The 19,560-nt window shown below is 61.3% G+C and carries 23 protein-coding genes; 13 read left to right on the top strand and 10 right to left on the bottom strand.

Annotated features, from left to right (window positions below):
* Positions 1-94 precede the first annotated feature (94 nt).
* Positions 95-1,102: an RNA polymerase sigma factor RpoS gene (rpoS, locus tag ABEH27_RS00990; RefSeq protein WP_033700853.1), complete on the top strand. Its 1,008-nt coding sequence runs from the start codon at positions 95-97 to the stop codon at positions 1,100-1,102.
* A 497-nt stretch (positions 1,103-1,599) separates the two neighbouring features.
* Here rpoS and fdxA read toward each other — a convergent pair whose 3' ends face one another.
* The gene (gene fdxA / locus ABEH27_RS00985) at positions 1,600-1,923 is read right to left on the bottom strand and encodes a ferredoxin FdxA (protein WP_012315871.1); all 324 of its coding nucleotides are present in this window, start codon (positions 1,921-1,923) and stop codon (positions 1,600-1,602) included.
* 140 nt (positions 1,924-2,063) lie between these two features.
* A complete protein-coding gene (gene mutS, locus ABEH27_RS00980; protein ID WP_346611771.1) occupies positions 2,064-4,637 on the bottom strand; it encodes a DNA mismatch repair protein MutS in 2,574 nt (857 codons plus the stop codon).
* A 195-nt stretch (positions 4,638-4,832) separates the two neighbouring features.
* On the opposite strand from mutS, the gene ABEH27_RS00975 reads away from it, so the two are divergent.
* The 6 genes from ABEH27_RS00975 to recX all read left to right on the top strand — a co-directional run bounded on the left by ABEH27_RS00975 (position 4,833) and on the right by recX (position 9,423).
* Positions 4,833-5,900 carry a hypothetical protein gene (locus tag ABEH27_RS00975; RefSeq protein WP_346611770.1) on the top strand — a complete coding sequence of 356 codons (1,068 nt, stop codon included), beginning with the start codon at positions 4,833-4,835 and terminating at the stop codon, positions 5,898-5,900.
* Between the two features lie 45 nt (positions 5,901-5,945).
* Complete coding sequence (locus tag ABEH27_RS00970) at positions 5,946-6,692, top strand: S24 family peptidase (protein ID WP_346611769.1); 747 nt, start codon at positions 5,946-5,948, stop codon at positions 6,690-6,692.
* Between the two features lie 176 nt (positions 6,693-6,868).
* The gene (locus tag ABEH27_RS00965; RefSeq protein WP_346611768.1) at positions 6,869-7,198 is read left to right on the top strand and encodes a phage holin family protein; all 330 of its coding nucleotides are present in this window, start codon (positions 6,869-6,871) and stop codon (positions 7,196-7,198) included.
* Positions 7,199-7,284: 86 nt separating this feature from the next.
* Positions 7,285-7,767 (top strand): nicotinamide-nucleotide amidohydrolase family protein, encoded by a 483-nt coding sequence (locus ABEH27_RS00960; RefSeq protein ID WP_346611767.1) that lies wholly within the window; start codon positions 7,285-7,287, stop codon positions 7,765-7,767.
* A gap of 103 nt (positions 7,768-7,870) precedes the next feature.
* The gene (recA, locus tag ABEH27_RS00955) at positions 7,871-8,938 is read left to right on the top strand and encodes a recombinase RecA (RefSeq protein ID WP_346611766.1); all 1,068 of its coding nucleotides are present in this window, start codon (positions 7,871-7,873) and stop codon (positions 8,936-8,938) included.
* Positions 8,939-8,955: 17 nt separating this feature from the next.
* Positions 8,956-9,423 (top strand): recombination regulator RecX, encoded by a 468-nt coding sequence (recX, locus tag ABEH27_RS00950; protein WP_346611765.1) that lies wholly within the window; start codon positions 8,956-8,958, stop codon positions 9,421-9,423.
* Between the two features lie 6 nt (positions 9,424-9,429).
* Here recX and ABEH27_RS00945 read toward each other — a convergent pair whose 3' ends face one another.
* The gene (locus tag ABEH27_RS00945; RefSeq protein WP_346611764.1) at positions 9,430-10,548 is read right to left on the bottom strand and encodes an LOG family protein; all 1,119 of its coding nucleotides are present in this window, start codon (positions 10,546-10,548) and stop codon (positions 9,430-9,432) included.
* 302 nt (positions 10,549-10,850) lie between these two features.
* Between ABEH27_RS00945 and ABEH27_RS00940 the strand changes: the two genes are divergently transcribed.
* Positions 10,851-11,054 (top strand): hypothetical protein, encoded by a 204-nt coding sequence (locus tag ABEH27_RS00940; RefSeq protein ID WP_346611763.1) that lies wholly within the window; start codon positions 10,851-10,853, stop codon positions 11,052-11,054.
* Here ABEH27_RS00940 and ABEH27_RS00935 read toward each other — a convergent pair whose 3' ends face one another.
* Entirely contained in the window at positions 11,055-11,474 is a 420-nt protein-coding gene (locus ABEH27_RS00935; RefSeq protein WP_346611762.1) for a quorum-sensing-regulated virulence factor family protein, read from the bottom strand.
* Here ABEH27_RS00935 and ABEH27_RS00930 point away from each other — a divergent pair.
* The 4 genes from ABEH27_RS00930 (at position 11,473) to ABEH27_RS00915 (ending at position 13,674) form a co-directional block, all read left to right on the top strand.
* A complete protein-coding gene (locus tag ABEH27_RS00930; RefSeq protein ID WP_346611761.1) occupies positions 11,473-11,616 on the top strand; it encodes a hypothetical protein in 144 nt (47 codons plus the stop codon). The genes ABEH27_RS00935 and ABEH27_RS00930 overlap by 2 nt on opposite strands.
* Before the next feature lie 81 nt (positions 11,617-11,697).
* A complete protein-coding gene (locus tag ABEH27_RS00925; RefSeq protein ID WP_346611760.1) occupies positions 11,698-12,408 on the top strand; it encodes a tRNA-uridine aminocarboxypropyltransferase in 711 nt (236 codons plus the stop codon).
* 179 nt (positions 12,409-12,587) lie between these two features.
* Positions 12,588-13,238 (top strand): response regulator transcription factor ErdR, encoded by a 651-nt coding sequence (gene erdR / locus ABEH27_RS00920; RefSeq protein WP_346611759.1) that lies wholly within the window; start codon positions 12,588-12,590, stop codon positions 13,236-13,238.
* A 73-nt stretch (positions 13,239-13,311) separates the two neighbouring features.
* Positions 13,312-13,674 carry a diacylglycerol kinase gene (locus tag ABEH27_RS00915; protein WP_008094698.1) on the top strand — a complete coding sequence of 121 codons (363 nt, stop codon included), beginning with the start codon at positions 13,312-13,314 and terminating at the stop codon, positions 13,672-13,674.
* Here ABEH27_RS00915 and finR read toward each other — a convergent pair.
* On the bottom strand, positions 13,671-14,597 hold the full coding sequence (gene finR, locus ABEH27_RS00910) for a LysR family transcriptional regulator FinR (protein ID WP_346611758.1): 927 nt from the start codon (positions 14,595-14,597) through the stop codon (positions 13,671-13,673). The genes ABEH27_RS00915 and finR overlap by 4 nt on opposite strands.
* 117 nt (positions 14,598-14,714) lie before the next feature.
* Here finR and fpr point away from each other — a divergent pair, with 117 nt between their 5' ends.
* Entirely contained in the window at positions 14,715-15,494 is a 780-nt protein-coding gene (fpr, locus tag ABEH27_RS00905) for a ferredoxin-NADP reductase (protein ID WP_167069020.1), read from the top strand.
* Positions 15,495-15,562: 68 nt separating this feature from the next.
* Here the strand turns inward: fpr and tsaA are convergent, their stop codons facing one another.
* The 5 genes from tsaA to rimO form a co-directional block, all read right to left on the bottom strand.
* Positions 15,563-16,255: a tRNA (N6-threonylcarbamoyladenosine(37)-N6)-methyltransferase TrmO gene (gene tsaA / locus ABEH27_RS00900; RefSeq protein ID WP_346611757.1), complete on the bottom strand. Its 693-nt coding sequence runs from the start codon at positions 16,253-16,255 to the stop codon at positions 15,563-15,565.
* Positions 16,256-16,261: 6 nt separating this feature from the next.
* A complete protein-coding gene (locus ABEH27_RS00895) occupies positions 16,262-16,723 on the bottom strand; it encodes a DUF1456 family protein (RefSeq protein ID WP_346611756.1) in 462 nt (153 codons plus the stop codon).
* Positions 16,724-16,770: 47 nt separating this feature from the next.
* The gene (locus ABEH27_RS00890; RefSeq protein WP_346611755.1) at positions 16,771-17,481 is read right to left on the bottom strand and encodes an rRNA pseudouridine synthase; all 711 of its coding nucleotides are present in this window, start codon (positions 17,479-17,481) and stop codon (positions 16,771-16,773) included.
* 121 nt (positions 17,482-17,602) lie between these two features.
* Positions 17,603-18,052, bottom strand: coding sequence for a GNAT family N-acetyltransferase (locus ABEH27_RS00885; RefSeq protein ID WP_346611754.1), 450 nt, complete (start codon positions 18,050-18,052; stop codon positions 17,603-17,605).
* Between the two features lie 136 nt (positions 18,053-18,188).
* Positions 18,189-19,520: a 30S ribosomal protein S12 methylthiotransferase RimO gene (gene rimO / locus ABEH27_RS00880; protein WP_346611753.1), complete on the bottom strand. Its 1,332-nt coding sequence runs from the start codon at positions 19,518-19,520 to the stop codon at positions 18,189-18,191.
* Positions 19,521-19,560: the final 40 nt, after the last annotated feature.

The raw sequence follows: 19,560 nt of genomic DNA, 5'->3' as shown, positions 1-19,560 counted from the left end.
CTGTTCCTGTGATGTAGAGGGGACAGGCTCTAGCGTTGCCAGGGATGCAGGCGCCGCTCGAGTCTGAGTTCGAACTCAGCAAAGGACTATAACAATGGCTCTCAATAAAGAAGCGCCGGAGTTTGACATCGACGATGACGTCCTCCTGATGGAGACGGGCATCGTTTTGGAAACGGATGTGGTGTCAGACGAACCTGCTGTACCGTCGGTTCGGACCAGGGCCAAATCAGGCTCTTCGCTCAAGCAGCATAAGTACATCGATTACACCCGGGCGCTCGACGCGACCCAGTTGTATCTCAACGAGATCGGATTCTCGCCTCTGCTTTCGCCAGAAGAGGAAGTGCACTTCGCGCGCTTGTCGCAGAAGGGCGACCCTGCTGGCCGCAAGCGCATGATCGAAAGCAACCTGCGCCTGGTTGTGAAAATTGCCCGTCGTTACGTGAACCGCGGCCTGTCGTTGCTCGACCTGATCGAGGAAGGCAACCTGGGGCTGATCCGTGCGGTCGAGAAATTCGACCCGGAGCGCGGTTTCCGCTTCTCGACCTATGCGACCTGGTGGATCCGCCAGACCATCGAGCGGGCGATCATGAACCAGACCCGCACCATTCGCCTGCCGATCCACGTGGTCAAGGAGCTGAACGTTTACCTGCGTGCTGCGCGGGAGCTGACTCAGAAGCTCGATCACGAACCTTCCCCCGAAGAAATCGCCACCCTGCTCGAGAAGCCTGTTGCCGAGGTCAAGCGCATGCTTGGCCTTAACGAACGGGTGTCGTCGGTGGACGTATCCCTCGGGCCAGATTCAGACAAGACCCTGCTCGACACCCTGACCGACGACCGGCCAACCGACCCCTGTGAACTGCTGCAGGATGACGACCTGTCGCAGAGCATCGATCAGTGGCTCGGCGAGCTGACCGACAAGCAGCGTGAAGTGGTAGTGCGTCGCTTCGGCCTGCGTGGGCATGAGAGCAGCACCCTTGAAGATGTTGGCCTGGAGATCGGCCTGACCCGTGAGCGGGTACGGCAGATTCAAGTAGAGGGGCTCAAGCGCCTGCGCGAGATTCTCGAGAAGAACGGCCTGTCCAGCGAGTCGCTGTTCCAATAAGCGTCAACAAGGTATGCAAAACGCCCCGATAAATTCGGGGCGTTTTTGTTTGTGCAGCTTGTGCCTGGTTACCCGCAAACAGGGCTTTCATGTGTCCGGCGCTACCCTTGATGCATGGCATGTAAGCCTTTGCTTACTCGTGGTGTAAGCCATTCGTGTAAGGACGAGTAGATCATTGTCGTTTCCAGAATCGTAAATTTCATAACATATTGAAATCAATGAGGATTTCAAATTTGTGGAAATGTGTCCCCGGTAATGTTTTGAGAGGTGTGGCAGTTGCCTGCCTTGGGGAAGTCGCTAGTATTCGAACTGTGCACACGGACATGCACAGGCTTTCAGGGAGAAGGCCAAGGACATCGCAAGAAGCGATTTCATTACGGACGATGTTAGGGACAAGCAGGGACTACGGAAAAAATGTGGGCGGGTCAAACCGCCCCTTTTTTTTGCCTGCAGAAAATGAAAAAGGCCCTGTGAGGGCCTTTTTCGTATCTGGGCGCTTAGCGCTCCAGGTCGGCGATCTTGCCAGGCTTGCCATCCCACTCTTCAGCGTCCGGCAGGGCATCCTTACGCTCGGTAATGTTCGGCCAGATTTCCGCCAACTCCGCATTGAGCTCGAGGAAGTTCTCCATGCCGGCAGGCACCTCGTCTTCCGAGAAGATGGCCTGGGCCGGGCACTCAGGCTCGCACAGTGCACAGTCGATGCACTCGTCCGGGTGAATGACCAGGAAGTTCGGGCCTTCGTAGAAGCAGTCCACCGGACAGACTTCCACGCAGTCGGTGTATTTGCATTTGATGCAGTTGTCGGTGACGACGAAGGTCATTTCTAGTTCTCTCCTCAGGCAACGGCGGCGGCCCTTCCTCTCAGGGCCGCGCGGTTTACGGGCATGTGGCTGCAGGCCAGGCTAATAACCTGCAGCACCAGCAAACCGCGGCGGATTCTACCAGCTTGTAGTGGGCGCCGTTATAACAGGTTCTTTAGTTGATATAGCATTTCGATAGCTTGACGAGGGGTCATGTCGTCAAGGTCCAGCTTGCCCAGCTTCTCGATGGCCGGGTGTGGCAGGCTGGCGAACAAATCGCTCTGGTGCGGTGCTTGTGGCTCGCCCTTGGCTTTTTGCGAAACGGGTAGTTCATGCGGCAGGCTGCTGGTTTCGAGGCGGCTCAGGTGCTCGCGCGCACGCTGGATGACCGGCGACGGCACACCTGCCAGCTGCGCGACGGCCAAGCCATAGCTTTGGCTGGCCGGGCCAGGCAGCACGTGGTGCAGGAACACGATGCGCTCGTTGTGCTCGGTGGCGTTCAGGTGAACGTTGGCCACCAGCGGCTCGCTCTCCGGAAGTACGGTCAGCTCGAAGTAGTGGGTGGCGAACAGCGTGTAGGCGCGCAGCTGCGCCAGGCGCTCGGCTGCAGCCCAGGCCAGCGACAGGCCGTCGAAGGTACTGGTGCCGCGGCCCACTTCATCCATCAGCACCAGGCTACGGTCGGTGGCGTTGTGCAGGATGTTGGCGGTTTCACTCATCTCGACCATGAAGGTCGAGCGCCCGCCAGCCAGGTCGTCGCTGGAGCCGATACGGGTAAAGATGCGATCGACCAGCGACAGCTCGCAACTTGCCGCCGGCACGAAACTGCCGATGTGCGCCATCAGCACGATCAACGCGGTCTGGCGCATGTAAGTGGACTTACCGCCCATGTTCGGGCCGGTGATGATCAGCATGCGGGTGCTGTTGTCCAGGCCCAGGTCGTTGGCCACGAACGGGGTGGTCAGCACCTGCTCGACTACCGGGTGACGGCCTTGGTCGATGCGCAGGCACGGCTCGTCGACGAAGCGCGGGCAGTTCAGGTCGAGGTTCAGCGCGCGCTCGGCAAGGTTGCTCAGCACGTCCAGCTCAGCAAGCGCGGCGGCGCTGTCCTGCAGCGGCGCGAGGTGGCTGATGAGGGTTTCCAGCAGCGCGTCGTAGAGCATTTTCTCGCGGGCCAGGGCGCGGCTCTTGGCCGACAGCGCCTTGTCCTCGAAGGCTTTGAGTTCCGGCGTGATGAAGCGCTCGGCACCTTTGAGTGTCTGCCTGCGAATGTAATCGCCCGGGGCCTGTTCGGCCTGTTTGGTCGGCAGTTCGATGAAATAGCCGTGTACGCGGTTGTAGCCGACCTTCAGGTTGGCAAGGCCTGTACGGGCCTTTTCGCGCGTTTCCAGGTCGATCAGGAACTGGCCAGCGTTCTCGCTGATCGCCAGCAGCTCGTCCAGTTCGTTGTCGTATCCGGCCTTGAGTACACCGCCGTCGCGGATTACTGCTGGCGGGTTGTCGACGATCGCCCGCTCCAGCAGGCTGGCAAGCTCCGGGTAGGTACCGGTGATCGCGGCCAGGCGCGCCAGGTGCGGCGCTTCCAGCTCGGTCATGGCGTTCTGCAGCTCGGGCAGGGCGCCGAGGGCATCGCGCAGGCGCGCCAGGTCGCGTGGCCGGGCGTTGCGCAGGCCGATACGGGCGAGGATCCGCTCGATATCGCCAATTTCCTTGAGTTGCGGCTGCAGCTTCTCGAAACGGTAGCCATCGAGCAGGCAGCGGATCGAATCCTGGCGCGCCTGCAGCACCTTGGGGTCACGCAGCGGGCGGTTCAGCCAGCGGCTCAGCAAACGGCTGGCCATTGCGGTCTGGCAGCGGTCGATCACCGACTGCAGGGTGTTGTCGCGCCCGCCGGCCAGGTTGATGTCCAGCTCCAGGTTGCGGCGGCTGGCGCCGTCGAGGATCACCGTGTCGTCCAGCCGCTCGTGGCGCAGGCTGCGCAGGTGCGGCAGGGCGGTACGCTGGGTTTCCTTGGCGTAGGTCAGCAGGCAGCCGGCGGCGCCGATGGCCAGGGTCAGCTTGTCGCAGCCAAAGCCCTTGAGGTCCTTGGTTGCAAACTGTTGGCAGAGCGCCTTGCGTGCCGAGTCGCGGTCGAAGTCCCAAGGGGCACGGCGGCGTGCGCCTGGGCGCTTTTCGGCCGGCAGGTCACGCGGCCAGTCGTCCGGGATCAGCAGCTCGACCGGGTTGAGGCGCTCGAGCTCGGCCAGCAGGTTTTCCCAGCCTTTGATCTCTTGCACACTGAAGTTGCCGCTGGTGATATCCAGCACCGCCAGGCCGAACAGGCGCTCGTCGCCCAGCAGCGCGGCAATCAGGTTGTCGCGGCGCTCATCCAGCAGCGCTTCGTCGCTGACCGTACCTGGGGTAATGATGCGCACCACCTGGCGTTCCACCGGGCCTTTGCTGGTGGCCGGGTCGCCAATCTGCTCGCAGATCACCACCGACTCGCCAAGCTTGACCAGTTTGGCCAGGTAGCCCTCCAGCGAATGGAACGGGATCCCGCACATGGGGATCGACTGGCCGGCCGACTGACCGCGCGCGGTCAGGGTGATATCCAGCAGTTTCGCGGCTTTTTTTGCATCTTCGTAGAAGATTTCGTAAAAGTCGCCCATGCGGTAGAACATCAGCTGGTCCGGGTGCTGGTTTTTCAGCTTCCAGTACTGCTGCATCATCGGGGTGTGTGCGGAAAGATCAGACATTCAGGGCCTTACAGCGGGTGATCTGGTTGGCGATTTTGAAACCGGCAATGGTACAGGCTTTTTCATCGAGATGCAGGCGGCGGTAGGACGCGACGTATGCGCCGGTTTGGCGCAGTTCGGCGGGCAATTGTGGTGATGCACGGAACACTTCACTACAATGCGCGCCCCCGGCCAGCCCGCTCCACGCGATGTGTAATGAAAGTGCCCAGCAGTGTCCCCTTCGTAAAGCAGCAATTGATCTACCTCCTTTATGGAGAGCGCCGCATCTATCAGCTTGAGGCCAAATTCAGCATCCTTACCGCACTTGCCCGCAGCAAGCCGGGCGAACTGCCGACCATCCGCGTGCTGACCGACCAGCCACAGGCGTTCGATGGCTGGCCTGTGGACGTGGTAGTGCTGGATGGGCAAAGGCTCGCGGACTGGTCCGGAGAGGGCGGCTACACCCACCGGCGCAAGGCCTGCGCCATTGCCCATGCGTCCCGCTGGGCAGAGAAGACCATCTTCATCGATACCGACACAGTCTTCCTGCAATCGCCGCAGAAGCTGTTCCAGCAGGTAGATGCCCAGCACTTTCTGGTGGACGAAGTCGAGATGAGCTGGGCGGAGGCATCCCACAGCGCCTATTACGCAGGCTTTACCCGCGGCCTGACGTTGTCTGGCGAGGCGCCAGTGGATGACTTGCGCCTTTGCAACAGCGGCGTCATGGGCTTTGCCCTCGAAAACGCCGCGATTGCCGAGCGTGCCATCCAGCGCATCGATGCCTGGACGCAGTACGCCTCGGCCCTGCATACCATCGAGCAGATTGCTTTTTCGTTCGAACTGCATGGCGCGCAGATCAACGAGGCGCGTGGCGTCATCAGCCACTATTTCGCGGTGAAGCAGTACATTCACGCCATTCTTGAGATTTTCTTCAGGCGTTGCGGCGACCAGTTCGACCCGCGCCTGTGCAAGCAGGCGCTCAAGGTACCGATGCAGCGCCCGGTCCCTTCCTGGCTTGGCCGGCTTTCGGTCAAATGGAGCCTGAAGCGTGTTCCACCCGAGTTGCGCGGCATCGGGCGCAAACTGCTGTATGGCAGCGGTATCGGTGGCGACGAGTATCAGCGCGCCTGCAGGGTGATCTGGTGGCGCTCGGCGATCGAGGACATGCGTCAGCTCGACGGTTTCGAGTGGTCGCAAGCGTGGCCCGAGGGTTTGCCGCGGCTGGGGCGGAACGATGAGCGCGCATTCACTGCGATTGCTCTCGAAAGCCTGAAGGCGGGTTGAGCCCGGCCTGCACCTGCATTGCATTGTGTGAGATGTAGCGGCATTATGCATGCTATGCAAAAACGCAATATAGCCACCGTACTCAGGGTACTGCTCGACCGCCACAGCCTGTCCCCGACAGAGCTGCATCGGCGCACGGGCGTGCCCCAGTCCACCTTGTCGCGCATTCTCGGTGAAAAGATCGTCGACCCTTCTGACAAGCACGTGTCGAAGATCGCCAGCTACTTTGGCGTCAGCACCGAGCAGCTGCGCGGCCGTGCCGAGTTGGGCGCGCCGCGTGAAGCCGCGCTGCCCGTTAATGGCCATGCGGACCTGCGCGACATCAGCCTCTGGGATGATGAAACACCCGTCGAGGACGACGAGGTGTCGGTCCCTTTTCTTCGCGAGGTCGAATTGGCAGCTGGGTCTGGAAGATTCGTCATCGAAGAGAGCGAGCGTGCCCGTCTGCGGTTTGGCAAGCGCAGCTTGCGCCATAACGGTGTGCAGTTCGACCAGGCCAAATGCGTGACCGTGCGCGGCAACAGCATGCTGCCCGTACTGCGCGACGGGGCTACCGTCGGCGTCAATACCGGCAAGTGCTCGATTGGCGACATCATCGACGGTGACCTCTACGCCATCAACCACAACGGCCAATTACGGGTGAAGCAGGTTTACCGATTGCCCACAGGCATCCGCCTGCGCAGCTTCAACCGCGATGAACATCCCGATGAGGACTACAGCTTCCAGCAACTGCAGGAGGAGCAGATCAGTCTGCTCGGCCATGTGTTCTGGTGGGGCATGTATGCCCGCTGAGGGGGTGTTCCTCCATAAAACCGCTTCGGCGGTTTTTTGTTGCCTCATGGAAATGTGAACCGGTGCATTGACCTGTTATGCGTAAATGCATAAATTGGGTTGGACGGGTTTTGCTCTTTCCCCCTCATTTTCGCCTGCCGATCAGTGTTGACGGCCAATACACAGGAGGCAGCGCCGTGATCAACGAGCAGCAAGTGTTGCTGGAGTTGCCGCTCTGGGTGGTGATCGCCCTGGCATTGCTGGCCGGCCTGAGTGGCGAAATGTGGCGGGCGGACAAGGCCGGCGCCACCGGGTGGTCGCTCTTGCGACGACTGGTGCTGCGCTCCGGCGCCTGCGTCATTTGTGGGGTTTCGACCGGGATGCTGCTGTACGCCGCCGGCTTGTCGATCTGGGCGGCCAGCGGGGTGGGCTGCCTGACCGCTGTGGGGGGAGCGGATGTTGCAATGCGTATGTATGAGCGGTGGGCGATGAGGCGGCTGGGGCTGCGTGATACGGATGGTCACTAACACGCCGCGCATTGCGCATTGCAACGCCTATCCCGCTATGCCAACTCAAGTGCTACGGTGTCATCCGTCTCCCCAAGGAACCACCCATGGACCCGATCACCGCTCTCTCCACCCGTCTGGGCGAACACTTGCGCCGCTTGAACGCTCAGATCACCACTGCCGAATCCTGCACCGGTGGTGGCATCGCAGAAGCCATCACCCGTGTACCCGGTTGCTCCGCCTGGTTCGAGGCTGGGTATGTCACCTACTCCAATTCGCAGAAGACCCGCCAGCTTGGCGTCCCTGAACCGCTGTTCAGCCAGGTAGGCGCGGTCAGCCAGGAAGTGGTCGAGGCCATGGCCCGTGGCGCCCAGGTTGCCAGTGGCGCGCGCTTTGCCGTTGCCGTCAGCGGTGTAGCCGGGCCAGATGGAGGTTCGCCGGCCAAACCGGTGGGCACCGTGTGGCTGGCCTGGGCGGATGGCGAGCACGTGATCAGTGAGCGTCGCCACTTCGATGGCGACCGCGAAGCGGTGCGCCGACAAACGGTGATCGCCGCGTTAGACGGTTTGTTACAGCTCGGTACCGAGTAATTCGACGACAGGGGTTTGCTCAAACGCTTCCCTGTGGAATAATACTGGCTACTTATACAGGTATTCCGGCCATCAGGGCCAAGTCGAACACGTGAGGATTTCAATGGACGACAACAAGAAGCGCGCCTTGGCTGCGGCCCTGGGTCAGATCGAACGCCAATTCGGCAAAGGCGCGGTCATGCGCATGGGCGACCACGAGCGCACAGGCATCCCGGCTATCTCTACCGGCTCCCTGGGCCTGGACATCGCCCTCGGCATTGGCGGCCTGCCAAAAGGCCGTATCGTCGAAATCTACGGCCCGGAATCGTCGGGTAAAACCACGCTGACCCTGTCGGTCATCGCTGAAGCACAGAAGAGCGGCGCCACCTGCGCCTTCGTCGACGCCGAGCACGCCCTCGACCCTGAATACGCCGGCAAGCTGGGCGTCAACGTCGACGACCTGCTGGTTTCTCAGCCGGACACCGGTGAGCAGGCGCTGGAAATCACCGACATGCTGGTGCGCTCCAACGCCGTTGACGTGATCATCGTCGACTCCGTGGCTGCCCTGGTACCCAAAGCCGAAATCGAAGGCGAGATGGGTGACATGCACGTCGGCCTGCAGGCCCGTCTGATGTCCCAGGCGCTGCGCAAGATCACCGGTAACATCAAGAACGCCAACTGCCTGGTCATCTTCATCAACCAGATTCGTATGAAAATCGGCGTGATGTTCGGTAGCCCGGAAACCACCACCGGTGGTAACGCCCTGAAGTTCTACGCTTCGGTGCGCCTCGACATCCGCCGTACCGGCGCGGTCAAGGAAGGCGACGAAGTAGTGGGCAGCGAAACCCGCGTGAAGATCGTCAAGAACAAGGTCTCGCCGCCATTCCGTCAGGCCGAGTTCCAGATCCTTTACGGCAAGGGCATCTACCGCAACGGCGAAATCATCGACCTGGGCGTGTCTCAAGGCCTGGTCGAGAAGTCCGGTGCCTGGTATGCCTACCAGGGCAACAAGATCGGCCAGGGCAAGGCTAACGCTGCCAAGTACCTGCACGAGAACCCGGCTATTGGTGCCGAGATCGAGAAGCAGATCCGCGAGAAGCTGCTCAAGGCGGGTGTTGTTGCTGAAGCTGGCAAGGCTGCTGCTGCCGACGCCAACGCTGACGACGTGGCTGACGCCGACGCCGGTTACTGATAGCTGCTTGGCCGATCATGTCCGCCGTACTCGACACCCCCGTCGCCGTTCGACGGACAGCCATGGACCTGCTCGCGCGACGCGAGCATGGTCGCGTAGAGCTGACGCGCAAATTGCGCCAGCGCGGCGCGACGGATGAGCTGATCGAGCCTGCGCTCGATCGGCTCGCCGAAGAAGGGTTGCTTAGCGAAGCCCGCTATCTCGAAAGCTTCATCAGGTACCGATCCAATGCTGGCTATGGCCCTGCGCGGATTCGCGAAGAGCTTGGCCAGCGTGGCCTGAACCGTGGAGATGTCGACCAGGCACTGCGTGACAGCGGTGTCGATTGGGCGGAGCGGTTACAGGAAGCCTGGCAGCGCAAGTATGCCGGGCAGCGCCCGCAAGACCCTCGCAGCCGTGCACAGCAAACCCGGTTTCTCGCTTACCGTGGCTTCCCCATGGAGATGATCGGCCGCCTGCTCAGCGGCCGGGATTTGTACGATTAAACTTGCCTAGCTGACCTTCAACGCCTCACGCGCCCGCTGAGTCGTGTGCATCGGCTGTGGTTTGGCCCAGTTCTCCGGCAGATTGATAAAGTCCACCAGTTCACGCAGGCGTCCCTGGTCGCGACCGTTGAACGCAAAGGTCAGGCGCGTGAGGTGGCTGTAGTTGCCTACCTCGTGCTCTGCGCCACTGTCTGCGTGCTGGTGATATTTGCCACTCAGGCGCAAATCGGCAAATCCCTCCTCAATTTCATGCAGTGCGGCGTCGCTGAGCCGGTGGTGCATGCGGATCACGAACTGGTTCTTGAGCCAGCGGCTGGAGTGGTAGTTGCTGTAGAACTGGTTGATCTCTTCTACGGCCTCGTCGGCGCTGTGTACCAGGCGCACCAACTTGAGGTCGGTGGGGAGGATATAACGGTTTTCTTCCAGTTGGCGGCTGATGAAGTCCAGGCAGTCACGCCAGAAGCTGCCACCCGGTGAGTCGAGCAGAACCACAGGCACCAATGGGCTCTTGCCTGTCTGGATCAACGTGAGCACTTCCAGTGCCTCGTCGAGCGTACCAAAGCCTCCAGGGCAGAGCACCAGGCCGTCAGCTTCCTTGACGAAGAACAGCTTGCGAATGAAGAAGAAGTGGAAGGGCAACAGCTTGTCAGTGCCATCGACGGTGGGGTTGGCATGCTGTTCGAAGGGCAATGTGATATTGAACCCCAGGCTGTGATCGCTGCCCGCACCTTCGTGCGCGGCCGCCATGATGCCGCCACCAGCACCGGTGATGACCATCAGGTCGGAGCGGGCAAGCGTGGCCCCCAATTCGCGGGCCAAGGCGTACATCGGGTGTTCCAGTGGTGTGCGCGCCGAACCGAACACAGTGACCTTGCGCCGGCCCTTGTAGCGTTGCAGGGTGCGGAATGACTGGTCCAGTTCGCGAAGTGCCTGCAAGGTGATCTTGGCGTTCCAGCGATCACCGTCATCGTGGGCCATGCGCAGGACGGTCAGCATCATGTCACGGTACAGTGGCAGGTTGGGGCTGTCGGGGGCGACCAGTTGCAGTTGCTGGTCGATCTTGCTCAGGTCGATACCGCTGTCCCTGAAATGATTGAATAGATACTCACTGGGTTGGTAAGGCATTCAACGTCTCCTTCTGCAGCAAAACCTCTGACCGAGCCGAGGGTCCGGCTTGGCCGCGACACTACGTGCGTCGCTGGCTGCTCTGGCTCGAGTGTGCAACCCAAGCATTGCAGTAGGCCTTCAGGCCCTGATGCAGTTGCGCAAATTCATCGTGTTGTTTTCACAGTCTTCGCTATCAATCTAGACCCTCGCGACCGTTCGTGCCGTTGTGATCTGCGTGGCCGCTCGTCGGCGCATGACCATTGATGGCGAGGGTTTGATTAACTGGTGAAGCGAAACGTGTCGATGCAGGAGGTGGCGGTATGCATCGCTTGGTCATCGAGGTAGACCGGCAGCTTTATCAGCAGCTTGAAAATGCGGCGCAGGTTCACCATGTGAGCCTGGAGGTGGAGTGTCGGCGGCGGTTGGCTGCGCTTGAGTGCCAGTCACCTTATCTGCAGGCGCTACTGGCGGAGATGCGCGCCGACGAAGGGCCGCGGCGCGCGGAGGATGAGCGGGTCAGCTGATTACTTCTTCTTGTTACCGGCAGTGCAACTGGCAGCGTCGAACGCCTGGTCCATGACCGGTTGGTTGGTCTTGTAGACAGTGAAGCGATAGACCATCACTGCGCCCTTGGACATCAGGTTACGGTAGCCACTGTTGCGGCATACGCTGTCACCCAGTTGGCTGCGTACCTGCTCGGGGTTTGCCTGCATGCGCGCGGCGTGCTCAGGGCGTACGCTCAAGTGGTTGACCAAGGCTTTGCCTTCGACGGTATAGCCTTGGTCGAGAATATCTTCGTTGATGGCCCGCGGGGTACCGACGCTGCTTTCCTTGGCGACCTTCTGCAGCGTCTTGTTCAGTTCGAATTCCTGCTTGGAGGCCGCGTGGGCTGCCAGTGGCAGGGTGAGCAACAGGCTCAGGGTCGGGACAATAAGACGCAGCATGAATCTCTCCTGGTTCGATGACTGGCGCTTTGACATGCGCTGGCAGCAGGCGTTCCCTGAATCAAGCATGTTCACGGGCAACTTCGCGGCCGCCAAAGCGCAGATTATAAGGGACCAACCCGTCCTGCTGCACGGCAAATGACGCCTGCTCTGTTAGACTGGCGGTTTGTTTTCTCCGAGTTATCGCAGTGTCCAGTCACATCCTCCCCCGAGGCTTGCCAGCATGAGCCACGCGGTAGCGCGCTTGCGCGCCGAACGCCTGGCTCGCAGCATCAAGCCATTCATTGCCCGTGGTTCACGCGCCGAGCGCTGCCCTGACTGTCGGGTGATCGCCACGCATTGCCTGTGCGCCTGGAAGCCCAGGGTGCAGGCAGACTCCGGTGTATGCCTGCTGATGCATGACACCGAGCCGTTGAAACCGACCAACACCGGCTGGCTGATCGCCGACCTGATCGAAGACACCTCAGCGTTCGGCTGGCTGCGTACTTCGGTGGACGAAGGTTTGCTGGCGCTGCTGGATGATCCGCAGTGGCAGCCGTACATCGTCTTCCCCGGTGAGTTCGTTGCGCAGGAGCGCGTGGTCAGCGAAGTGGTGCGTACCGCGGGCAAGCGCCCGTTGTTCATCCTGCTGGATGCCACCTGGACCGAAGCCCGCAAGATGTTCCGCAAGAGCCCTTATCTTGAGCGCTTCCCGGTATTGAGCCTGCAGGCCGAGCAGATGTCGCGCTATCGCCTGCGTCGCTCCAAACGTGACGATCACTTCTGTACCGCAGAGGTGGCTGCCATGTGCCTGGACCTCGCGGGCGACAGCCAGGCCTCTCAGGCACTGGATGCGTATCTGGACGTGTTCAGCCTGCATTACCTCAGTGGCAAGCGTCGGTTGCCGCTGGATGAGCAGGATGATATCCACCAGCGTTTGCATACCTTCCTATAGTCCAAGGGGCATCAGCCCCGCTTTGGTTCATAATGACGGGGCTGGCAGCCGGGGTGCGGCGAGGCGGCAGGGCGATCGGTTGACCCGCGCCTGCGTGCTCGCCACCCTTGCCGCCGATTCCCCGCCCGGCGCTATTATTCCCCCGCATGCGCCTGGCACAGAACAGGATCCCTAGATCGATGGCCACTTACGAAGTCCTGATTGCCGATGACCACCCGCTGTTTCGCAGCGCTCTGCGCCAAGCCGTTACCCTTGGCCTGGGGCCGGATGTACGCCTGGTTGAAGTGGCGAGCATCGCCGAGCTTGAAACCCGGCTGAGCGAGAAAGCCGACTGGGACCTGGTCCTGCTGGACCTGAACATGCCAGGTGCCTACGGTTTCTCCGGGCTGGTACTGTTGCGCGGCCAGTACCCGCAAATCCCGGTGGTGATGGTTTCGGCTCAGGAAGAGGCTGCCGTGGTGGTCAAGTCCCGCGAGTTTGGCGCCAGTGGCTTCATTCCCAAGTCCAGCGGCCTCGAAGTGATTCAGGATGCGGTGAGAAAAGTGCTCGACGGTGAAGTCTGGTGGCCACCACAGGCGTTCGAGAAAGTCGATGTGTCGGCCGAGGCCAAGGCCGCCAGCGAAGGCCTCGCCAGCCTTACGCCGCAGCAGTTCCGCGTGCTGACCATGGTCTGCGAAGGCTTGTTGAACAAACAGATCGCCTATGAACTGAGTGTTTCGGAGGCTACCATCAAGGCCCACGTGACAGCGATATTCCGCAAGCTGGGTGTGCGTACGCGCACCCAGGCGGCCTTGCTGCTGCAACAACTGGAATCGGTTGCGAGCAGCTAACTGCCTGCGCCTTCACGCTTTTTTGATGCTTTTTCAACTAGTCTGCTGGCCTTTCATCGGTAAAGTGACGCACATGTCGCCATTCAAAGGCCAGACGGGCCTCAAACGTATCTTCAACGCCGCCGGCTATTCGCTGGACGGCTTGCGCGCCGCCTTCAAGGGTGAGGCTGCCTTCCGCCAACTGGTGCTGCTCAACGTACTGCTGATTCCGATTGCCTTCTGGCTACCGGTCAGTCGCGCAGAGCGGGCGATCATGATTGCCGTTTGCCTGCTCGGCCTGATTGTCGAGCTGTTCAACTCGGCAGTGGAGGCGGCGATCGATCGCATCTCGCTCGAGCGCCACCCGCTGTCGAAAAACGCCAAGGACATGGGCAGCGCCGCACAGCTGGTAGCGCTGACCATGGTGGCCCTGGTCTGGGGCGTCATCCTGCTCTAGGCAATCGGTGGCAATACGATCTCGTCACTGCGGGTAAAGCCCGCAGTGAAGTTGCGGCAGAGCTCAAGAAACTCGCGCATGGCGGAGGTCTGGTATTTCTGTTTGTGCCAGATGAAGTAGAACTGGCGCATGAGGTCCAGCTCCGGGGTCTCGACCGGCACCAGGCTGCCACGGCGGAACGCATCGCGCAGGGCCAGGCGCGAGATGCAGCCAATGCCCAGGCCCGACTCCACGGCACGCTTGATCGCTTCGGTATGCTCCAGCTCCAGGCGGATATTCAGGTTGGCGCGATGATGGCGCATGGCCTGATCGAAGGTCAGGCGCGTACCGGAGCCCTGCTCGCGCAAGATCCAGGCTTCCTGCGACAGGCTTTCGATATTGGCCCGGCCCACGTTGGCCAGCGGATGCTGCGGCGCACAGAACACCACCAGCTCGTCTTCGACCCACGGCTGCACCTCCAGGTCCGGGTGGTTGCAGTCGCCCTCGATTAGACCCAGATCAATTTCGTACTGCGCCACCTGGTGCACGATATGAGCTGTGTTCTGTACATGCAGCTTTACCTGGCTCTCCGGGTGCACCTGCATGAAGCTGCCGATCAGCAAGGTGGCCAGGTAGTTGCCGATGGTCAGCGTGGCACCGACGGCCAATGAGCCGAAACCGGACTTGCCGTTGAGCAGGTCTTCGATTTCCTTGGCCTGGTCAAGCAGCGCAACTGCCTGTGGCAACAACTGGTGGCCAAGCGCGTTGAGGGCCAGGCGCTTGCCCGCACGGTCGAACAGCTGGCAGCTTGACTGACGCTCCAGTTCGGTGATGGAAGTGCTGGCAGCCGACTGCGACAGGGCCAGCAGGCTGGCGGCCCGTGAGACGCTCTGATGCTGGGCCACGGCGACGAAGACCTGGAGCTGGCGGAGTGTGAATCGCATATCGATATAACCGATAACACATATCTTGATAATTCAGTTAACAGATATTGTCGCTGCCCCTAAACTATTGCGCAACTGTGCGCTTTGCGCGCTGCGTTTTCTTCAGGAGCCCCATCGATGAGCAACATGAACCACGAACGTGTCCTCAGTGTGCATCACTGGAACGACACCCTGTTCAGCTTCAAGTGCACCCGCGACCCGGGCCTGCGCTTCGAGAACGGTCAGTTCGTGATGATCGGCCTGCAGCAGGAAAGCGGCCGTCCGCTCATGCGCGCCTATTCCATCGCTTCGCCGAACTGGGAAGAGCACCTGGAGTTCTTCAGCATCAAGGTGCCGGACGGCCCGCTGACTTCCCAGCTGCAGCACCTGAAGGAAGGCGACGAGATCATCATCAGCAAGAAGCCTACCGGTACTTTGGTACTCGATGACCTGAACCCGGGCAAGCACCTGTACCTGCTGAGCACCGGCACTGGCCTGGCGCCGTTCATGAGCGTCATCCAGGACCCGGAAACCTACGAGCGCTTCGAGAAGGTGATCCTGGTGCACGGCGTGCGTTACGTGAACGAAGTGGCCTACCGCGAGTTCATCACCGAGCACCTGCCGCAGAACGAGTTCTTCGGTGAGGCGGTACGTGACAAGCTGATCTACTACCCAACCGTGACCCGCGAGCCGTTCGAGAACCAGGGCCGCCTGACCGACCTGATGCGCAGCGGCAAGCTGTTCAGCGACATCGGCCTGCCACCCATCAACCCGCAGGACGACCGCGCCATGATCTGCGGCAGCCCGAGCATGCTCGACGAGACCAGCGAAGTGCTCGACAGCTTCGGCCTGAAAGTCTCTGCGCGGATGCGCGAGCCAGGTGACTACCTGATCGAGCGCGCGTTCGTCGAGAAGTAACGCCACCGCTGTATTAAAAAACGCAGACCCAGGTCTGCGTTTTTTTATGCCTGCCGCCTGAGGCGCTGTCAGTCGCCCACAACCTCAAGCACCCGAATCACATCCGGCTGCGGGTAGTGCCACCTGACCTGTACGTCCCAGAACTTCACCCCATATACGCGCTCCGCTGGCGGTACCTGATAGGCAGGCCGCGGATCCTGTGCCAGGCACTGCTCGATCAGCTCTACCAGCGGCTCGCCCAGGCGCAACGCATGCTCGTGGGCCTGCGGCAGCGCGCTGTCCGCCCATTGCACGCCGATTGCCTCAGGGGCTTCGCTGGCCATCAGGTTGCTGGCCCCGGCGATGCTGTCGGCGTAGGGGACATAGGGCTTGATATCCAGTACCGGCGTGCCGTCGAGCAGATCGATGCCGGACAACAGCAGCCGCCCCGGTTCAACGCCCTCCAGCCGGACCACCGACTGGCCGATGCCGTTTGGCCGATGGGTGGCACGCGTGGCGAACACGCCCATGCTCTTGTTGCCGCCCAGGCGCGGCGGGCGCACCTTCAGGCGTGGTTTGTCTTCCAGTGCCTGGTGGAACAGGAACAGCAGCCAGACATGGCTGACCTGCTCCAGGCCTGCCACCGCATCACCCTGGTCGAACGGTGGCAGCAGTTCCAATACACCACGGGCCGCCGGCGCCAGCTGGGGCTGGCGCGGTATGGCGAACTTCTCCTTGAAGCAGGAGCGCACGATGCCGACGGGCGAAACCGTATGCTGCATGGTCACTCAGCCGCGCACGCGCAGGGTCAGGCCCTTGAGGAAGTTGCGCAGCAACTGATCGCCGCAGGGCCGGTAGTTGTCGTGGCCGACCTTGCGGAACAGCGCGCTGAGCTCGGGCTTGGACACCGGGAAGTTGACCGACTTGAGGATTGCATGCAGGTCTTCTTCCTTGAGCTCGAAGGCCACGCGCAGCTTCTTGAGCACGGTGTTGTTGGTCACCGGCAGCTCGACCGGCTGTGGCGGACGGCTGTCATCCTTGCCACGGCGGTGGGTGACCAGGCCGTCCAGAAAGTGCGCCATGACCCGCTCGGGGCAGCGCACAAAACCGGGCTCGTCTTCTTTCTTCAGGTAGGTGGCGAGTACCACCGGGTTTACCTCCAGGCCCGACAGCGCGATGATTTCGGCCATCTTGGCGTCGTTCACCTTGAGCATGTAGCGCAGGCTGCGCAGGACATCATTGTGGTTCATTGCTGCAAAATCCTGTTCAGAAGCCACGCAACGGCGTGGCGCATTGCTTAGAAACGTTCAGTGCCGGCCAGGTAACGCCACTGGCCCACAGGCAGCTTGCCCATGGATACCCCACCCAGGCGAATACGGCGCATGCTGAGCACTTCCAGGCGCAGGTAAGCGCATATCTCGGAAATCTGCCCGGGTTGTGGGTTTTTCAAGGCCAGGCGCAGGTGGGTTTCGTTCTGCCAGCTGGCCTTGGCCTTGGGCAGTTCCCGGTCGTTGCGCGTCGCCCCGCGTGCCAGGCGCTCCAGCGCCTGTGGGGTGGTCTCGCCGCGCACTTCGATGATGTATTCCTGCTCCAGCTTGCGCAGGTCGGCCTCGATCTTGCGGGTTACCTTCCAGTCTTGCGTGAATATCTGCAGGCCGCTGGCACCGCGCTCGAGAGGGGCAGAGCAGGTCAACCGGGCGAAATGCCCGTGCAGGGGCCGCACACCCTCGCGGTGCGCTTCGCTGAGGCTGGCCAGGTTCATGCTGGCGCGCGCCGTGTCGATATCGACCCCAGCCGGCTGGTTGAGCAGCAGGGTAACCGGGTCCAGCGCCTGTGCATTGGCGCCTGGCAACAGTTCCACGGTCTGGTTGTCGACCTTGAACTGAGGTTGCTCGACGACCACGCCATCGACCGTGACCCAGCCCCCTTCGATATACAGCTCGGCCTCACGGCGGGAGCAGCCGAGCTGCTCGATGAGGCGTTTGGACAGGCGGATGGGTTCGGACATGGCGGGCAATTCGCAAGGCAGGGAAAGTCTTGCATTGTACCTGCCCATGCGCAGTTGATGACGGGAATCTGTGTCAAATGCGCCATTTCGGAAGTATCGGACGGCATCCTACAGTGCGCTCCTAGCGAGCTGTAGGAACCAGCTTCATGTGAAGCAATGGGTAAGGCTGCCCCAAGCCGTCGGTTTCCGAGCGGCCGATGACTTCGAAACCTTCGTGCAGATAGAAACCCAAGGCTTGGGGGTTTTGCTCATTGACGTCGAGGCGTTCGGCATTCAGCTCGCTGATGGCGTAGCGCAGCAAGCGCTTTCCGACGCCTTGGCCACGGTACTGCGGGGCAACGAACAGCATGTCCACGCGGCCGTTGGCGACACCGGCGAAGCCGCAGATGCGCTGGCCATGCCTGCAGCAGACCAGCATGACGGCGTCGAGGTACTTGCCCAGAACATGTTCACGCAGCAGCGTGATGTAGGCGTCGGGCAGGAACTCGTGGGTCGCGCGTACCGAGTCTTCCCAGACCTGGGCCAGTTCGGGGTAGTCGCTCAGGTGGGGTGTTTGCAGCATCAAGTGCATGCCGGTATTCCTCGTTGGCCATTGAGGAAACCATAGATGCAAAAAAAGGCCCTGCCAGTGGGGCGTAGTGCGGTTCACTCAGGAGCGCTGGGGCCGCAAAGCGGCCCCAATACAGGCGATGGATAACCAAGTGACCTTAGATTGGCTCGGCCCACATGTCGTACTCATCGGCATCGACGACACGGCAGCGGACCTTGTCGCCCGGCTTGAAGCCGTGGTCGCCATCGATGAACACGCTGCCGTCGATTTCCGGAGCATCGAAGAAGCTGCGGCCCACCGAGCCTTGCTCTTCGACTTCGTCGATCAGCACTTCGATTTCCTTGCCGATGCGTAGCTGCAGGCGTGCACTGCTGATGGCCTGCTGGTGGGCCATGAAGCGGTCCCAGCGTGCCTGCTTGACGTCATCCGGTACTTCTTCAAGGCCAAGGTCGTTGGCCGGGGCGCCTTCGACCGGCGAGTACTGGAAGCAGCCGACGCGGTCGAGCTGGGCTTCGGTCAACCAGTCCAGCAGGTACTGGAAGTCTTCTTCGGTTTCGCCCGGGAAGCCGACGATGAAGGTCGAGCGGATCACCAGGTCCGGGCACTGTTCGCGCCAGTTCTTGATGCGCGCCAGGGTGCGGTCTTCGAAGGCTGGGCGCTTCATCGACTTGAGCACTTTGGGGCTGGCATGCTGGAACGGGATGTCCAGGTACGGCAGGATCTTGCCGGCGGCCATCAGCGGGATCACGTCGTCGACGTTCGGGTAGGGGTACACGTAGTGCAGGCGTACCCAGGCACCCAGGCTGCTCAGCGCCTCGCACAGCTCGAGCATGCGGGTCTTGACCGGGCGGCCATTCCAGAAATCGGTCTTGTACTTGACGTCGACGCCGTAGGCGCTGGTGTCCTGGGAAATCACCAGGATCTCCTTGACGCCAGCCTTGACCAGGCGCTCGGCTTCGCTCAGCACTTCACCGACCGGGCGGCTGACCAGCTTGCCGCGCATCGACGGGATGATGCAGAAACTGCAGCTATGGTTGCAGCCTTCGGAAATCTTCAGGTAGGCGTAGTGGCGCGGCGTCAGCTTGACGCCCTGCGGCGGCACCAGGTCGATCAGCGGGTTGTGGTCCTGGCGCGGTGGCACCACTTCGTGCACAGCATTGACTACCTGCTCGTACTGCTGCGGGCCGGTGACCGACAGCACGCTGGGGTGCACATCACGGATGCTGCCTTCTTCGACGCCCATGCAGCCGGTGACGATGACCTTGCCGTTTTCCTTGATCGCTTCGCCGATGACTTCCAGCGACTCGGCCTTGGCACTGTCGATGAAGCCGCAGGTGTTGACCACCACCACGTCGGCGTCCTCGTAGGTGGGCACGACTTCATAACCTTCCATGCGCAGCTGGGTCAGAATGCGCTCGGAATCGACCAGGGCTTTGGGGCAACCCAGGCTTACGAATCCTACCTTGGGGGTGGCGGGCGTGGTGGACATGACTAACCTCGGTATTGAATGCAGGCCGCCCGGGCGGAAA

Origin of the sequence: Pseudomonas sp. P39-UII1, from assembly GCF_039672635.1 — a bacterium.
In the GTDB taxonomy this organism is placed as follows: Bacteria; Pseudomonadota; Gammaproteobacteria; order Pseudomonadales; family Pseudomonadaceae; genus Aquipseudomonas.
This window is presented reverse-complemented; position numbering and strand designations above follow the sequence as displayed.

What these genes read in the sequence shown, in the direction of transcription:
- fdxA (WP_012315871.1), bottom strand. Translation starts at nt 1,923, where the DNA reads ATGACCTTCGTCGTCACCGACAACTGCATCAAATGCAAATACACCGAC.
- recX (WP_346611765.1), top strand. Translation starts at nt 8,956, where the DNA reads ATGTCCGCCGTACTCGACACCCCCGTCGCCGTTCGACGGACAGCCATG.
- ABEH27_RS00975 (WP_346611770.1), top strand. Translation starts at nt 4,833, where the DNA reads ATGAAAGTGCCCAGCAGTGTCCCCTTCGTAAAGCAGCAATTGATCTAC.
- fpr (WP_167069020.1), top strand. Translation starts at nt 14,715, where the DNA reads ATGAGCAACATGAACCACGAACGTGTCCTCAGTGTGCATCACTGGAAC.
- ABEH27_RS00935 (WP_346611762.1), bottom strand. Translation starts at nt 11,474, where the DNA reads ATGCTGCGTCTTATTGTCCCGACCCTGAGCCTGTTGCTCACCCTGCCA.
- ABEH27_RS00930 (WP_346611761.1), top strand. Translation starts at nt 11,473, where the DNA reads ATGAATCTCTCCTGGTTCGATGACTGGCGCTTTGACATGCGCTGGCAG.
- ABEH27_RS00885 (WP_346611754.1), bottom strand. Translation starts at nt 18,052, where the DNA reads ATGCACTTGATGCTGCAAACACCCCACCTGAGCGACTACCCCGAACTG.
- ABEH27_RS00970 (WP_346611769.1), top strand. Translation starts at nt 5,946, where the DNA reads ATGCATGCTATGCAAAAACGCAATATAGCCACCGTACTCAGGGTACTG.
- recA (WP_346611766.1), top strand. Translation starts at nt 7,871, where the DNA reads ATGGACGACAACAAGAAGCGCGCCTTGGCTGCGGCCCTGGGTCAGATC.
- tsaA (WP_346611757.1), bottom strand. Translation starts at nt 16,255, where the DNA reads ATGCAGCATACGGTTTCGCCCGTCGGCATCGTGCGCTCCTGCTTCAAG.
- erdR (WP_346611759.1), top strand. Translation starts at nt 12,588, where the DNA reads ATGGCCACTTACGAAGTCCTGATTGCCGATGACCACCCGCTGTTTCGC.
- finR (WP_346611758.1), bottom strand. Translation starts at nt 14,597, where the DNA reads ATGCGATTCACACTCCGCCAGCTCCAGGTCTTCGTCGCCGTGGCCCAG.
- ABEH27_RS00940 (WP_346611763.1), top strand. Translation starts at nt 10,851, where the DNA reads ATGCATCGCTTGGTCATCGAGGTAGACCGGCAGCTTTATCAGCAGCTT.
- ABEH27_RS00960 (WP_346611767.1), top strand. Translation starts at nt 7,285, where the DNA reads ATGGACCCGATCACCGCTCTCTCCACCCGTCTGGGCGAACACTTGCGC.
- ABEH27_RS00945 (WP_346611764.1), bottom strand. Translation starts at nt 10,548, where the DNA reads ATGCCTTACCAACCCAGTGAGTATCTATTCAATCATTTCAGGGACAGC.
- ABEH27_RS00895 (WP_346611756.1), bottom strand. Translation starts at nt 16,723, where the DNA reads ATGAACCACAATGATGTCCTGCGCAGCCTGCGCTACATGCTCAAGGTG.
- ABEH27_RS00915 (WP_008094698.1), top strand. Translation starts at nt 13,312, where the DNA reads ATGTCGCCATTCAAAGGCCAGACGGGCCTCAAACGTATCTTCAACGCC.
- mutS (WP_346611771.1), bottom strand. Translation starts at nt 4,637, where the DNA reads ATGTCTGATCTTTCCGCACACACCCCGATGATGCAGCAGTACTGGAAG.
- rimO (WP_346611753.1), bottom strand. Translation starts at nt 19,520, where the DNA reads ATGTCCACCACGCCCGCCACCCCCAAGGTAGGATTCGTAAGCCTGGGT.
- ABEH27_RS00890 (WP_346611755.1), bottom strand. Translation starts at nt 17,481, where the DNA reads ATGTCCGAACCCATCCGCCTGTCCAAACGCCTCATCGAGCAGCTCGGC.
- ABEH27_RS00925 (WP_346611760.1), top strand. Translation starts at nt 11,698, where the DNA reads ATGAGCCACGCGGTAGCGCGCTTGCGCGCCGAACGCCTGGCTCGCAGC.
- rpoS (WP_033700853.1), top strand. Translation starts at nt 95, where the DNA reads ATGGCTCTCAATAAAGAAGCGCCGGAGTTTGACATCGACGATGACGTC.